Raw genomic sequence first — 13,896 nt, forward strand, 5'->3', positions numbered from 1 at the left:
GGCGCGGGATCCTGCCAACACGGCTGCGCACGTGGCGCGCCGTGCCTTTGCCGACATTGAGCGGTCCGGGGTGTCCTTGCTAGATTTGGCCGATGATGAAGACCTTCCGATCCTTGGTTCGACGGGCAAACACATTCCAGGCGGCCGTGGCCCTCACGGCGGTCTCCCTCACGGGGTGCAGCGACGATCCGGCGCAAAACCCGCCCTGCGTGGGCGATGCGTGCAATCCCCCCGAGCAGATGTGCGTGCCGACGATGGACTTCGAGGGGCTCGACGGCGGGCTCACGGAGACGCTGCGCAGGTTCTACAATGGCAGCGGCGACGGGGGGCTCGCGCACATCACGTACTGGAGCCTCAAGGCAGGGACGCCCGAATTCGACGAGCTTCCGGCCGAGGAGCAAGCGAAGGTCAAGAAGATGCAGGCGAGCGTCCTGCATTCGCTGAAGCTCGCGCCAAAGGACGAGGTGGCCGGCATCGAGGTCACGGGCACGCTCACGGTGACCGAGGGCGGGGTCACGCGGACGCAGGAGATCGTGCTGAAGATGCCGAATGATTGGAACGGCAAGCTCGTGGTGGCCGGGACGCCCGGGACGCGCAATGAATTCTCGAACGATGGGACGATCGTTCCCTGGGTGCTGAAGCGCGGCTATGCGTACGTGGCCGGGAACAAGGGAATGACGAACGGCGGGGTTGATGGGAACGCGACCTTGCTCTCGAAGACGCACCCGACGCAGCATTGGGGCGCGATGATGCTGGATCTCGCGGCGTGGGCCTCGACGTCGCTCGAGATCGTGACGTGCAGAGCGCCGACGCACGTGTATGCGGTGGGGCTCTCGAACGGCGGATACCAGGTGCGGCGCGCGCTGGAGCTCGATCACGAGCGCGAGAAGGCCGGCGGAAAGCGGATCTTCGCGGGCGGGCTCGACTGGTCGGGCGCGTACTGGCCCGACGCGCGGGTGCTCGACAAGGACAAGGACGGGGCGGTGACGCCGGCCGAGTATGCCGCGGCAAACCACCTCGTGAGCACGAACGAGCGCGCGGCGCTGGCGATGAAGTGGGCTTACGATCCCGCGACGCTCTCGACGCCGGCCGCGTACACGGAGATGCCGCCGTTCTCGGGGGCGCAGGATGCGATGATCGCCGCGGGTTTCGGCGCGCCGTCGGCGACGATCTGGAGCGCGTACAACACGGCGTTCGATTCGCTGAAGGCGTCGCTCCCGCAATTCAAGGGGATCGGGTACTACAACTTCACGGCGTATTACTTCAAGGCGGAGCTGCTCGGCCACGATCTCACCGAGAGCGCGGTGTATAGCTGCTTCCCGCCGAACGATACGGATCCGCCGCCGTTCTACGCGTTCCTGGCCTCGGCCGAGGATGCGGGCTGGACGCCGGAGAGCGTGTCGTATGCCCTGAAAAACGCGAATACCGGCGAGTTCTCGGCGCCGCTCGTGAGCATCCACGGCGACGCGGACGGGCTGCTCGGGGTGATCGCGAACGCGGAGGCCTACCGCGACGCGGTGACCGCATATGGCGATCCGGACATGTATCGGCTCTACGTGGTGGCTGGCGGCGGCCACGTGGATCTGCATTCGGACGGGGTGCTCGATTTCGATTTCGACGGCACGCCGGCCGAGGAGGGCGCCCAGGACGAGTTCACGATCCTGCAGCCTTACGCGGAGCGCGCGTTCGACGCCCTCGTGGAGTGGGCCGAAAAGGGCACGGCGCCGCCGCCGAGCAAGACGCTGGCCGCGGATCCCGTGAACGATCAGCTCGACGCGTCGAAGATCGAGCTATAGCAGGCTGTCGAGAAACGCCGCGAGCGCCCTGGAGCTAGGGAGGAGGACGCAGGAATACGCAAGTATTCCGAGGACGACGACCGACGATCCAGGGCGCGCAGCAAGTTTATCGATAGCCTGCCGGTCAGGAGGGCCGCTCGGGCGCGTCTGCTGCGAGCCGCCCTCGCTGGCGCCGCGCCTGCATGCGCCGGAACTTCTCCCGCAGGTGATAGAGCGTCTCCAGGAGCGCGCCCAGGAATTCGAGCGCCTCTTTCGCGTCCTGATGCGAGGCCTTCGGGTCCGTGGGAAGGACGCCGACGTCGCCGAGGAACCGGAGCTCCTCGCCCCAGCGGCAAAGCTCCTCGCTGATGAGGCCCTTCGTGTACAGCGCCCGCAGGCCGTCGAGGAAACGCTCGTGATCGGGCGCGAACTCGCGAACCACGACCTCCAGCGTACGCCGCGCCATGACCGCCGTCGCCATCCACGCGCCGGCCGCCTCGCACCGCAGCGTCTCCTGGTACGACTCCATCACCCGCGGCGGGAGCTCGAAATCGATGGGCCGGAGCACCGAGGGCCAGAGCTGCCTCGGCTCCGCGGCCGCGCCGTCGGTTTCGTGCTCGTATTCGACCAGCCCAACGCGGTTGCAGCGGGCGCAGTGGCCGAAGACGTAGTCCTTCGAGGTCCCGTCCTGCTGCTGGTACTTGTGCTCGCCGTGGTGCACGAGCTGCACCTGCATGCGACACGCCTGGCAATAAAAGCTCGGGTTGCGCTGCGTCGACATGGCTACTCCTCGCGACGATGGAAGCCAACTCTTTCACGGCGAACGGCCGGGGGCAATGCCCATTCCGTGCCCCGCGCCCCCGGTGCCCGCATGTGCGCGGGCCCCCCGGGTTACTCGTCGTCCGGTTTCGCGTCTTCGTACTTCGGCGCGAGCGGCGCGCTCTGCCCCTTGGGGTCGAGCAGCTCGAAGGTATTGACGCAGAGACCGAGCGGGACGACCCACACGTCCCAGATGTCGAGCGGCGCCATTCCGATGAGCGTGAACAGGCGATTGCCGTCCTCGAACATCGTGATGCGCAGCTTGAGCTTGCCGAAATCGCTCGCCTGCACCGCGACCGCGTCCGCGGCCCAGCCGAATGCGAACTTGTTCAGCTTCATGCGCTGGAGCGCGAGCTGCTGGAGATAACATTGCCGCTCGAGCCATTCGGCCACGTTGCCCTTCTTCGGCGCGGGGCGGACGCCGACCGTGAAGAGGATCGGCGGGAGCATCTCCTTCGCCGCGCTGAAGAGCGCGAGCGGGGCGAACTCCGACTCCTTCGAGAAGTCGATCTTGGAGGCCGGCGCGGGCTGCTGATACCAGCCGTCGGGCAGGAGAACGCTGAAATCGAGATCCGAGCGAGGCTGCCGGACCGTGACGGTGATGCAATCCTTCAGCTCTTCCGCGTTCGGGAAGACGCCTTGGGTCGGGAGATCCGGATCGTCGAGCGCCATGTCGAGCTCTTCCTTGCTGGAATCGAGTCTAGCACCTTCGTCACGAGGGGTCGTCGAAGACGAAGAGGTGCGCGAGAGCCTCGCCGTCGACGGCGATCGTGCGGTCGTCGAACAGGCGGGGCGTGCCGGAGACCTCGTCCGGCTCGGCGAGCGCGGCGAAGGTCTCGCGCTTGACGTCGAGCAGGACGAGGCGGGTCGTCGCCGGGTGCTCCTCGTCGCCGGGCTTTTCCGTGCGGAAGAAGGCGATGGAGCGGGCGCTCTGCGTGAACGCGGGCGTTCGCGCCGGGTCGAGGTAGCTGCTCTCGTAAAGGACCTGGCCCTCGCCTTCGAGGCGCGGGACGACGATGAGCGCGGTTTTCTCCTGGTCTTCGTGCACGCAGAAGAGGCCGAGCGTCGCGCCCTTGGGCGACCAGAAGGGCAGGATGTGGACGTTCCCGCCCGGGATCTCGGTGAAGATGGAGGTCACGACCGCGTTCTTTTCGCGCTTGACGAGCCAGACCTCGGAGATCTCCTCGCCCTCGCGCCCGGCCGTGTACACGATGTGCTCGCCGTCGGGTGAGACCACGACCTCTGCGGGGAACGAGGGATCCGCGTCGTCCTCGAAGGGGCCGAGCGCGCGCGGCTCTTCTTCGTCGAGCCCATACCGAAGCAGCGATTTTCGATAGGGATCCGCGACGAGGATGGCCTTGCCGCCGGGTGTCCAGCCAAACCCCGTCCCTTCCACGCGCCGGATCTCGCCCGGCGCGTCGGCGCTCGCCCAGCCGACGGTGCCGCGCGCGCCATGGCCGAGGAGCGGCGCGACGCGATACGCGATGTGCGAGCCGTCCGGGGAAAACGCCAGGTCCTCGACGCGGCCGGGCTTGAAGGGGACGAGGAGCCGGGCCGAGTGGGCATGATGGGGCTCGCCGATCCAGATTCCGGTTTGTCCCTCGGGACCGTCTTCGCGGACGAAGGCGATACGATGGCCGGAGGGCGCGAGCCGGCAGAGCCGCAGGACGGCGTCGCTGGGCACGGGCGCTTGGAGCGTGCGGTGCTGGTAGCGGAGTCCGGCTAGTTGGGTGGCCATGCCGTGAAATATCCGTTGAGCTCGTGCAGGCGTTCGATGAAATCGGCGAGGTCCGGATCGGATGCCGGCTCGAGCTCGCGGACGGCGAGCAGGCCGATCGTGATGGATTCTCGCTCGTCCTCGGTGGGCGTGCGGTCGTTCGCCGTCATCGATTGCATGGCGGCGAGCTGGCGAGCGATGGATTCGTAGGTGGTGGAGCGCGGCGCGCCTTGGAAGCGCGCCTCGGCCTCGATCCGCGTCCGCGCGAGGACGTCGAAAAAATCCTTCCGATTGTCGAGCGGACGGTTCATGCGGGATCAGGCGGCGGGCTTCGCGCCGATTTCGTTGATGTTCGAGTTGTTGCCGATGTAATACTGGGTCGCGCCGCCGGGGGTCATCACCGGCTTGTTCTGCACGCTCCACGTGTCGAGGATCTTCGCCGCCTTGGTCTTCAGGTAAGGCGTGGACGGCGGAATGGTATACGGCTTTGCGATCTTCTCGACGACCGTGCCGTCCTGCTTCGTTCCCATCCAGCCGATACCGAGCTCGGGCGGCGTGGCCATGGAGCTCGCGAAGTAATTGCCCTTGAACCCGTCCGGGACCTGCCATTGCGTGAGCCGCTTCGGCGCCGGCGGCGGCGGACCCACGGAGAGGGGCTCCTTGAAATCGATGCCCCTCATGTGGCTCAGGATCTCGTTGATCTCCTGCGGGTAGTTGTAATTGCGCACCTTCCCGAGGACCTTGTCGAATTTCTGGCCGTTGTCCTTGTAGAAATGGAGCGCGATCTTCTTCCGGGCGGCCATCTGCGCGACGCTGTTACCCTTCTCCGCGGCGATCTTGAACATCTGCGGCGTCGGAGGCCGGAAGCCGATGATCTGGCGCTGCATGGCCAGGCGCACGGCCTTGGGCTTGGGCTGGCCGAACGTCTCCAGAACCGCGCCGAGCGTGCGGCCCTGGGGCCTTCGCGCGCCGTCGCTCGCGCTGCCTTCGACCTTGGGCGCTCCCCCGGGCACGCTCTTCGTGTTGATGTAGACGTGTTTGCCCTCGACGATGACATCCCCGCCCGATTTGAGGACGACGTTGCGATCGGCGAGCAAATTGATGTTCGCGTCGTCGATGATGCTCGTGCCCTTGCCCGTGGTGAGCGAGATCTTCGGGTGGATCGCCTCGATCATCGTCTCCTTGAGCACCATCGTGGGCTCGTTCGGTTTGTCCGGGTCTTTCTCCCGGAACTCGACCATGGCGGCGACGCTGCGCTGGCCGACCATGACGTTGTCGACGGCGCCGATGAAGGAGCTCCTGTTTGCGCCCACGAAGATCGAGCGATTCGCGCCCGTCCGCTCGTTCTCGTTCGCCTTGACGAGCTTCGAGAGGTTTCGCTGGGCCTGCATGTAGAGCACCTCCTTGCCCGCGGCGTCGTCGAAGGTGATCTCGTTCCAGCCCTCGGATTTCGGCGAGGACTGCGATTTCCACGTGCTCACCGTCCGCTGCTCGGGGAGGTTGAAAGGCACGGGCGCGACCTTGTTGTAGGCGCGGCCGAGGAGGACGGGCTGATCCGGATCGCCTTCGAGGAAGCCGATCAGGACCTCCTGGCTCACGCGCGGCAGGACGATCATGCCGAACGCGCCGCCGGCCCAGCCCTGGCTCACGCGAATCCAGCAGGACGATTGATCGTCGTATTGCCCGTCGCGATCCCAGTGGAATTGCACGCGCACGCGGCCGTGCTCGTCGGTGTGGATCTCCTCGCCCTTCGGGCCGACGACGATCGCGCTCTCGACGCCCTCGACGACGGGCTTCGGCGTGACCTTCATCGGCCGGAACCGCGTCTTCTCCTCGACGAACGCGGCATAACCGGAGAGCGTCCACTCGCCGTCGTGCGTGCCTTCGAGCGAGACCTCCGTGCAGAGGAATCGGCCCGCCGAGACGTCGCTGCGCGGATGATTCTCGACCTTGAAGAGGAGCCCCGGCGCGAGGTCGTACGCGTTCGCGTCGAACTGGAGCTCGCGCTTGCCGCGGCGCGCGGCCGCGAGGTCGATGTCGGCGACGAGCTTGCCCTCGGTGTCCGCGGGGACGCGCGGCTGCTCGCGCCGATCCTTGACGAGCCCGGCGGGCGTGTACCGGTAGAGCTCGTAAAAATCCTCGGGCTTCGAGGCCTTCTCGGCGTCGCCGAGGAGGTGGAAATCGGGGCGCACGAAATCGTAATCGCGGAAGCTCGCCGCGCCGGGACGAATGCGGTGCGCGATCTTGACGTTGCGGACGAACTCCTTGCGCGCGTCCTGGTTCGGCGCGTACACGAAGGGCAGGGTGGGGCGCTCCTCGCCCGCCTCGGGTTTGTCCGAGAGGATCAACTCGGTCGTATACGTGCCGGCGCCGCCGCCGCCGACCTGCTTGAAGAAATAGGAGATGCCCTCCTCTTCGAGCAGGCGGCTCACGAAATCGTAATCGCTCTCCTCGTACTGGACGCGATACTCGTGCTCCTGGTGCTCGTCGACCGTCTTCATCTGGTGGACGATCGAATACTCGTCGAGGATCTGCTTGACGATCGCCGGGATCGTCATGTGCTGGAAGATGCGGTTCCGCTTGCGGAGCTTGAGGAGCCACATCTGCGGCACGATCCGCACGAAATAGGTCGAAAGACCCGTCGGCTCGGCCTGCACCATCTGGATGTGGCTGGCGACGCCCGACCAGGCGCGCGGGCCCGAGAGCGGGCCGCCCATCATCAGGAACGCAGCAGGTCTCCCGACGAATCCCTCGAGATCGAGGCCCGGCAGGCGCGAGCGGGCGAGGACGCCCACGTCGAACGAGCCAGAGATCGGCTCCCGGACGGAGAAATGCCGCACCGAGAGGGAGTCTTCATTGTTTTCGAAGGCAAGCTCCAGCAGCGCCATGATCGGCCTCTTCGGTTACGTCAGATCGTGTCGTCCGGATCGTCTTGCTTCACGGGGCGCAAGGGCGGGTGCGCGCGGCCGTGCGTGATGTCCGCGACGCGCGCGAACCAGCGCGTCGTCCACGTGGCGGCGAGATCCCTGAGTTTTTCCATGCCCTCGTCGAGCGCCTCCCGCGTCGTCGTGGCGAGAGGGAAATCCTTCTTCAGGAAATACATGCGTTTGTCCGGGTCGAGGTGGAAATACCCTCCCCCCTGGTCGAAGAGCCCGCCGATCGCCGGATCGTTGAGCGCGCGGCCGACCTTCATGAAGGCGTCGATCTGCGCCTCCGGCGCGCCGTCGCGCCACGCCTTCGCCACGAAGACGCGCCCGACGAGCGCGTCCTTCTCGGGCTCGTGCCGGAAGCCGAATTCGCCGAACGAGACGTCTCCGTTCGCATCGAGCTCCGCGTCGTAGCGGTTTTCTTTGCGCGCGTAGAACTGCATGAGGGCCTCGGCCCTGTCCCGCCCCGGCGGCATCGCGCTGTTCGTCGCCATCGTCGTCCCTTTGCCTTCCGCCTCGGCGCCTTATTTGTTCTTGCCGCAGCCGCAGGTGTCGCCGGTGTTCCGGTTCTGCTGCTGGTAGGCCTTGAAATAAAGATCGTCGTCGATGCCGTGGTATTCGGTCATCCCCGGCAGCCAGTGCTTGTCGAGGTTCTTGCCGTTCGTCTCGAAATCGGCCGCCTGGCCGCGCTCGCCCGAGAACGTGACGACGTTGCCGCCGCCCGCGTATTTCGCGTGGTTGCTCGGGTTGTCGCCGAGGCCGAACACCATCGGCGTCGCGTCGTTCACGTGCACGTAATGCGTATATTTCGGCCCGTTCACCCATTGCGGCGCCGCGGAGCCGAAGCTCGTGACCTTGACGTTCTCGTCGAGGCCGGCGTTCGGCGAGGGCGAGCCCGCCTTGAGCGTGTTGTTCGCGTCGTAGAGCGCGAGGCTCGTGACGGCGCCGCCCTGGCTATGGGCGAAGATCTCGACGGGCCGCCCCGACTCGCGCTCGGCCACGACGAGGTCGCTCAGCGTGTTCACGGCGGGGTTTCTGCCGTCCGTCGTGAGGTCCTTCTTGCCCGCCGCCGCCTCGCGGATGAGGCGCCGATCCTTCGAGGTCTGCTGCGCGTCCTTCGCGAAACCCTCGGTGGCATTGTAAACGCCGACGACCGTGGCGCACGTCATGTCGCCGAGTTGCTTCAGCGTCTCACAATGCGTGGTGCGCGTCGTATTGATGCCGTTGACGTAGAAGATCGTGCGCGGAGGTTTGCCCTCGGTGCATTTCGCGCAGCAATCTTTCGTCGCCTGCGAGGTGTTTCGCGCCGGATCGTCCGGCCGTTCTGGGTCGTAGGCCGAATGCGTCTGGGAACTCGGGTTGTAGCCGCTCTTTTTCGCGTTTTCGATGTCGGCCCGCGTGACCTCCTGGCCCTTCTGCGTGAGCGGCACGCACTTGCCGTTCACGTAGCCGAAGATCGCGCCGTCGTGGTCGACGTCCTTGCCGGTGCACGCAATGCAAGGCTGGGCCGGGGGTTTGCCCGTGAAATGCTCCTTGGCCTTCGCATACGCGTCGCTGACCGCCTTCGCGCCGGAGTCGAGCGCGTCCTTGCCCGCGCCGATCGCGTTGTACCCGGCGTCCGCCACGGCCCGCGTCGCGCCTCGGACCCCTTCCTTGACGGTGTCCTTGACCGCGACCGCGGCATTGCCGACGGCCTTCGCGCCCGTGACGACGGCATTGCCGACGGCCTTCGCGCCGCTGACGATCCCGTCGCCGATCATCTGCGCGCCACCCGCGATGGCGCCGGCCGTCTTCTTGGCCGCGTTCGAGGCCGCGCCCAAAGCTCTCTGCAATAGACCGCCACCAGGCATGACTCAGGTCTCCTCGAGCGTACGAAGAAGCTTGCGCGTGAAGTCCGAGATCCACGCGGCCTTGTCACCGGACGAGAGGTGCTTGGCCGCGAGCGTCTCCGCCACGGCCGGCATCGCCGTATCGAAATCTCCGCCGAGCGCCCAGGCCGTGATCACGTACGTCACGAGCTCGAGCTCCGTCGTGAAGCCGTGCAACGTGCGCGCACGATCAATCTGTTCGGCGACGAAATATTTGAGCGAAGGTCTCGGCTCCTCCCGCGCATCCGGGAACTGCGTCTGGAGGAAGTTCACCGTGCGATCCGTGAAGCGCTCCTCCGAGGCCTTGGAGAAGGCGCGCATCTGCGCCGGGCGGAGTTTGTAGAGGACGTCCTCGCGCCTGCGCGGCGCGCCCTCGACGAGGCGCTTCCAGAAGAGCGCGCCGAGGCCGTCTTCCGTGGGGATGCCGTACTCGCTCACGGGCCCGTAGAAATCGTCGAGCTCCTGGGCGGTGCAGCAGTCGAGCCACGTGACGAGCACGCGCGGATCGTAGAAGCGGAAGTTCATCTTCGTGCCCGCCGGCGACTGGACCAGGAGGTAGCGGCGGAAATGACGACGCACGCCTTCGAGGTTCGTGTCGGCGATCGCGAAGACGCAGAGGCTCGGATCCTCGGTGAGGCCGTCGCGCAGCCAGCTCCACGTCGAAGGATCGACCTGGAAGAGGTACGGCGCAGCGTCGGCCCACTCGCTCGCGTCCTTGGGTTTGTAGAGACAGACCGCGGCGTGGGGGCCCGCTTGCGTGGCCTTCTCCGCGACGAACGGCGCGTCCGCAGCGTCGACCGCGGCGAACAGGCGGCCCGATCGCGTGAGGCGCTCGATGCCGTCGGCGAAGGCCGCGGTCGTGACGAGGAGGGACTCGTGCTCGTTCATGCCGGTGTCCATCGAGCCTCGTTCTACCTCAGAAGTCGCACTTGATCGGCGTGAACGGCGCCGCCGCGCGTTTCGCGGCCTTGAGCGTCAGCGCCTGGGACTTGTTGCGGATGCCGACCGCGTCGACGATGACGCCCGGCGGTTGATCGGGCGGGGGCGCGCCGGGAACGTACGGAGGCGGGGTGCCGCCGATGAGCACGGTCATGCAGCCGATCGCGATCGGATCGATGCCCGCGACGCCGGGGACGCCGGGCGCCTTCGGTGGCTCCTTCTTCTCTTCGGCGGGGCCGATCTCGATGTTCAACTTGAAGCCGAGGCCCGCGAGCAGCGCGCCGACCTTCGCGCCGAACCCCATCTGGAACTTGCCGTCGCGGTAGCCCGCGTACGCGCTCGCGCGCGCCTCCGCGGTGAGCAACGCGCCCGAGGCCTCGCCGCCGATGCTGACGTCGAGGTTCACGAGCGGGATCGTGAACGTCTTCTTGCCCGAGGCTTTGCCCTCGACGACGGACGCGCCCGCGCCCGCGCCCGCCTCGACGTACGCGGATTCGACCTTGCCGTTCTTGACCTCGAACTGCCCGCCCGCGGCGGCGTCGGCCTTCGCGGTGAGGACCTTGGCCTCGCCGGAGACTTCACCCCAGCCCTTCGCGTCGCCGGCCTTGCCCGCGGCCGCGAAGAGCGAGCCTTCGATCTCGGCCTTGCCGCCGGCGTTCGCCTTCATGTTGCGAACGTTCTCGATCTCGGCGTTCGCCCCGATGGAACCCTTCGTCGAGCCGGAGAAGAACTGCGCGTAGTTGTCGACGGGTTTGCCGTCGGGGCCCTTGGGCACGGTGGTCTCGTTCCAGAGCTCCTTGTTGGCGCCGACCGCGACCTTGGGCTTCCACGCTTGATCCTTCGGATCACGGCCGTGCGCGACCTGATCGAGCGCCTTGTCGCCGGCCTTGTTCTTCGCCTGGTCCCAGGCTTCCCCGAACGTCTTGCCCGTGCCCTCGCCCTCGGTGGCGTACTTGTTTTCCTTCGTCGCGGACCCGTCCGCTTTGAAGGTCCACTTCGCCTGCTCGGGTTTGGCCGCGTCGCCTCCGCCGACCGCGGTGGAGGGCATCATGCAGGTGCACGCGTCGCCCACGCGCGCGGCGCCGACCTTGTTGATGAAGACCGTGAACGACGTCTGCGTGACGGGCCCGGGGCCGTGCAGCGGACAGACGTGTTTGTCGGTCAGGCGCGCGGCGGGCATCCCGCCGATGGTGACGTCGGGCGAACCCTCGACGAGCACGCCGCCGTGCACCGTCAGATCGCCTTTGCGTGCGGCTTGCGGCATGGCGGTCTCCTAGCAGTTGATCTTCACGAACGGGCCGCCGTGGATGACGACCTCGCCGCCCGCGTTGAGCTTGATGTCGCCGTCGGCCTTCAGCGTGATCGTGGCTCCGTCGAGCGTGATCGTGGCCTTGCCCGTGGTCAGCGTGATCTTGCCGTCGACCATCTCGATCATGGTCTCCTGCTTCTCGACGTCGGGGTTGCCCATGGCCTCGACCTTGAGGTCCTTGGGTTTGGCCATGATGAGCGCGTACTTCGAACCGACGAGCGTGGTGTCGACGGCGCCGACGACGCTCGATCGGTTTGCCCCGACGACCATCGTGCGGTTCGCGCCGGTTCGCTCGGTCTCGTTGCGCTTGACGAGCTTCGAGAGATCACGCTGCGCCTGGACGAAGAAGAGCTCCTTGCCCGCCTTGTCCTCGAACATGATCTCGTTGAAGCCGCCGGTCGTCGGCGAGCTGTTCGTCTTCCAGGTGCTCTTCGTCTTCTCGTCGGGCAGCTTGTACGGGACGCGGTTCTTGCCGTTGTAGAGGCGGCCGACGATGACGGGTTCGTCGGGGTTGCCCTCCCAGAAGCCGACGAGGACCTCCTGGCCGATGCGCGGGATCGTCATCATGCCGTACGCGGCGCCGGCCCAGCCCTGGCTCACGCGGATCCAGCAGGTCGAGTTCTCGTCGTACTTGCCGTCGCGATCCCAGTGGAACTGCACGCGCACGCGGCCGTACTCGTCGGTGTAGATCTCCTCGCCCTTCGGGCCGACGACGAACGCGCTCTGGATGCCGTTGATCTTGGGGCGCGGCGTGCGCTGCGCGGGGCGGTGCGGGACGTCGATGAACGTGGCCTCGCCGGAGAGCGTCCACTCGCCGTCGGGCGTGCCTTCGTGCATCGCCTCGAGGACGAGGAGCTTCTTGCCCGGATCGAGATCCTCGCGCGGGTGGTTGTCGATGCTGAAGATGACGCCCGGCGCGAGATCGAAGGCGTTCGCCTCGTACGAGACGACGCGCTTCGTGCGGCGCTCGGCTTCGAGCAGGATGTCCGCGCGGCGCTTGCCTTCCTTGTCGTCGGTGAAGGCGCCGTGCTCGTAGACGTATTGCTCGAAAAAGTCCTCCTTCTTGGCCTTCTCGGCCTCGCCGCGGAGGAGGAACTTGGGTTTTTCGAAGTCGTAGTCGCGGATCATCGCAGCGCCGGGGCGAACCTGGTGCGCGAGGTGGACGCGGCAGATCCACTCGTTGTTGCCGGGCTGGTTCGGGTTCTCCGCGTGGCGGATGGGCTTGCGTGCCTCGCCGCGCGTGGGCGCGTCCGCGAGGTGGAGCTCGCTGACGATCTTGTCGCCGTTCATCGCCTGGCCGAACCAGTACGAGATGCCTTCTTCCTCGAGCAGGCGGCTCACGAAGGCGAAATCGGTCTCGCCGTATTGGACGCGGTACTCGTGCTCGGGGTGCGGCTCGGTGAGCTTCGTCTTCGGCTCGATGCCGTACTCGCCGAGGACCTTCTTCACGATGTCGGGGATCGACATCTTCTGGAAGATCCGGTTGCCCTTGCGCTGCGTGAGCAGCCACATCGTGGGCACGATCCGGATGAGGTAGGTGGAGAGTCCGAGCGAGGTGCCGGTCGGCGGCTCGACGTCGATCTGCTCGGCGTGGCTGACGACGCCGGTCCAGCCGCGTGGCACGTTCAGGTTGCCAATCGCGAGCAGGCCTCCCGCCTTGCCGACGAGCGATTCGAGGTCGATGTCTTCCTTCGGCGAGCGCGCGACGATGCTGGCGCTGAAGAGCGTCGAGATGCCTTCGTGCACCGAGAAGTGCCGCACGGAGAGGCTCTGCTCGCCGGACTCGAAGGAGAGATCGAGGATCGCCATTGGCACAGCCTACGAAAAGGCAGGTGAAGCATGCAAGGGGGCCGAGCCATGCAAATGCATATCGACACCCCGCGTCATGAGGCATCGATGAGCTATCCGTGGAAAATGATGCCGGCGGTGTAGATTGGCGGCGATGGGAGGGGCTTGCCGTGACCGGGCCTTCACTCGTCGGGGCGCGGTGGTCCGGCATCCCGAGGCGGACCAGGCTGGATCGGCAGGGTCCGTCAGCGGGCGGTGTCGCGGAGCTGTTTCTTGAAGGTGAGGCGGACGATGGGGACGATGGTGGGGTCGTTCTGGATTTCGCGTTCGAATTGGAGGACGTCGTAGTAGCCGCAGCGGCTCTTGCCGGGGTATTCGCGGCAGGCCTGGGGGCGGCCCTCGTAGATGGTGCAGCCGCGGGTCTCGGGGTGGAGGAATTTGCAAGACTTGCCGAAGAAAGGATCTTTCTTGCGGCGGAGGATGCGGCCGCCGAAGCGGTGCACGGTGAAGCGCTTCTCGGCGACCTCGGGCGTGACGCCGAAATGGGAGGCGAGCCTCTTGACGTCCCGCGCCGTCACCTCGACGCGCTCGTAGATGGAGCAGCAAAATGCCACGCACTTGGTGCAATCGTATTGAACGCGCGTTCGTCCGGCGGCCACGGCTGACTCCACGGAGAGTTTGGAATTGGATGGATGCCGCGTCCCGCGACGAGGCGGCGCGAGTCTAGGCGCATCGAAGGCGCGGGTCGAGGGGG

The 13,896-nt window shown here is 66.6% G+C and carries 12 protein-coding genes; 1 reads left to right on the top strand and 11 read right to left on the bottom strand.

Annotated features, from left to right (window positions below; genetic code table 11):
- Window positions 1–92: 92 nt before the first annotated feature.
- Complete coding sequence (locus QHF83_RS12845) at window positions 93–1,796, top strand: alpha/beta hydrolase domain-containing protein (protein WP_282418090.1); 1,704 nt, start codon at window positions 93–95, stop codon at window positions 1,794–1,796.
- 124 nt (window positions 1,797–1,920) lie between these two features.
- Here the strand turns inward: QHF83_RS12845 and QHF83_RS12850 are convergent, their stop codons facing one another.
- The 11 genes from QHF83_RS12850 to QHF83_RS12900 all read right to left on the bottom strand — a co-directional run bounded on the left by QHF83_RS12850 (window position 1,921) and on the right by QHF83_RS12900 (window position 13,801).
- Window positions 1,921–2,556, bottom strand: a complete 636-nt coding sequence (locus QHF83_RS12850; protein WP_272421582.1) for a DUF4145 domain-containing protein — start codon at window positions 2,554–2,556, stop codon at window positions 1,921–1,923.
- Between the two features lie 110 nt (window positions 2,557–2,666).
- Complete coding sequence (locus QHF83_RS12855; protein ID WP_282418091.1) at window positions 2,667–3,266, bottom strand: hypothetical protein; 600 nt, start codon at window positions 3,264–3,266, stop codon at window positions 2,667–2,669.
- A 40-nt stretch (window positions 3,267–3,306) separates the two neighbouring features.
- Window positions 3,307–4,332 carry a hypothetical protein gene (locus QHF83_RS12860; protein WP_282418092.1) on the bottom strand — a complete coding sequence of 342 codons (1,026 nt, stop codon included), beginning with the start codon at window positions 4,330–4,332 and terminating at the stop codon, window positions 3,307–3,309.
- Entirely contained in the window at window positions 4,317–4,622 is a 306-nt protein-coding gene (locus QHF83_RS12865; protein WP_282418093.1) for an immunity protein Tsi6 family protein, read from the bottom strand. Before QHF83_RS12865 ends, QHF83_RS12860 begins: the two co-directional genes overlap by 16 nt.
- Before the next feature lie 6 nt (window positions 4,623–4,628).
- Window positions 4,629–7,199 (bottom strand): type VI secretion system tip protein TssI/VgrG, encoded by a 2,571-nt coding sequence (tssI, locus tag QHF83_RS12870; RefSeq protein ID WP_282418094.1) that lies wholly within the window; start codon window positions 7,197–7,199, stop codon window positions 4,629–4,631.
- Window positions 7,200–7,219: 20 nt separating this feature from the next.
- The gene (locus tag QHF83_RS12875) at window positions 7,220–7,732 is read right to left on the bottom strand and encodes a hypothetical protein (RefSeq protein ID WP_282418095.1); all 513 of its coding nucleotides are present in this window, start codon (window positions 7,730–7,732) and stop codon (window positions 7,220–7,222) included.
- A 30-nt stretch (window positions 7,733–7,762) separates the two neighbouring features.
- Entirely contained in the window at window positions 7,763–9,088 is a 1,326-nt protein-coding gene (locus QHF83_RS12880; RefSeq protein ID WP_282418096.1) for a hypothetical protein, read from the bottom strand.
- Between the two features lie 3 nt (window positions 9,089–9,091).
- The gene (locus QHF83_RS12885) at window positions 9,092–10,006 is read right to left on the bottom strand and encodes a DUF4123 domain-containing protein (RefSeq protein ID WP_282418097.1); all 915 of its coding nucleotides are present in this window, start codon (window positions 10,004–10,006) and stop codon (window positions 9,092–9,094) included.
- A gap of 16 nt (window positions 10,007–10,022) precedes the next feature.
- Window positions 10,023–11,309, bottom strand: coding sequence for a PAAR domain-containing protein (locus tag QHF83_RS12890; protein WP_282418098.1), 1,287 nt, complete (start codon window positions 11,307–11,309; stop codon window positions 10,023–10,025).
- Between the two features lie 9 nt (window positions 11,310–11,318).
- Complete coding sequence (tssI, locus tag QHF83_RS12895) at window positions 11,319–13,163, bottom strand: type VI secretion system tip protein TssI/VgrG (protein ID WP_282418099.1); 1,845 nt, start codon at window positions 13,161–13,163, stop codon at window positions 11,319–11,321.
- Between the two features lie 224 nt (window positions 13,164–13,387).
- Window positions 13,388–13,801, bottom strand: coding sequence for a YkgJ family cysteine cluster protein (locus tag QHF83_RS12900; RefSeq protein ID WP_282418100.1), 414 nt, complete (start codon window positions 13,799–13,801; stop codon window positions 13,388–13,390).
- Window positions 13,802–13,896 lie beyond the last annotated feature (95 nt).

The organism is Polyangium sp. 15x6 (genome assembly GCF_029960785.1).
In the GTDB taxonomy this organism is placed as follows: domain Bacteria; phylum Myxococcota_A; class Polyangia; order Polyangiales; family Polyangiaceae; genus Polyangium.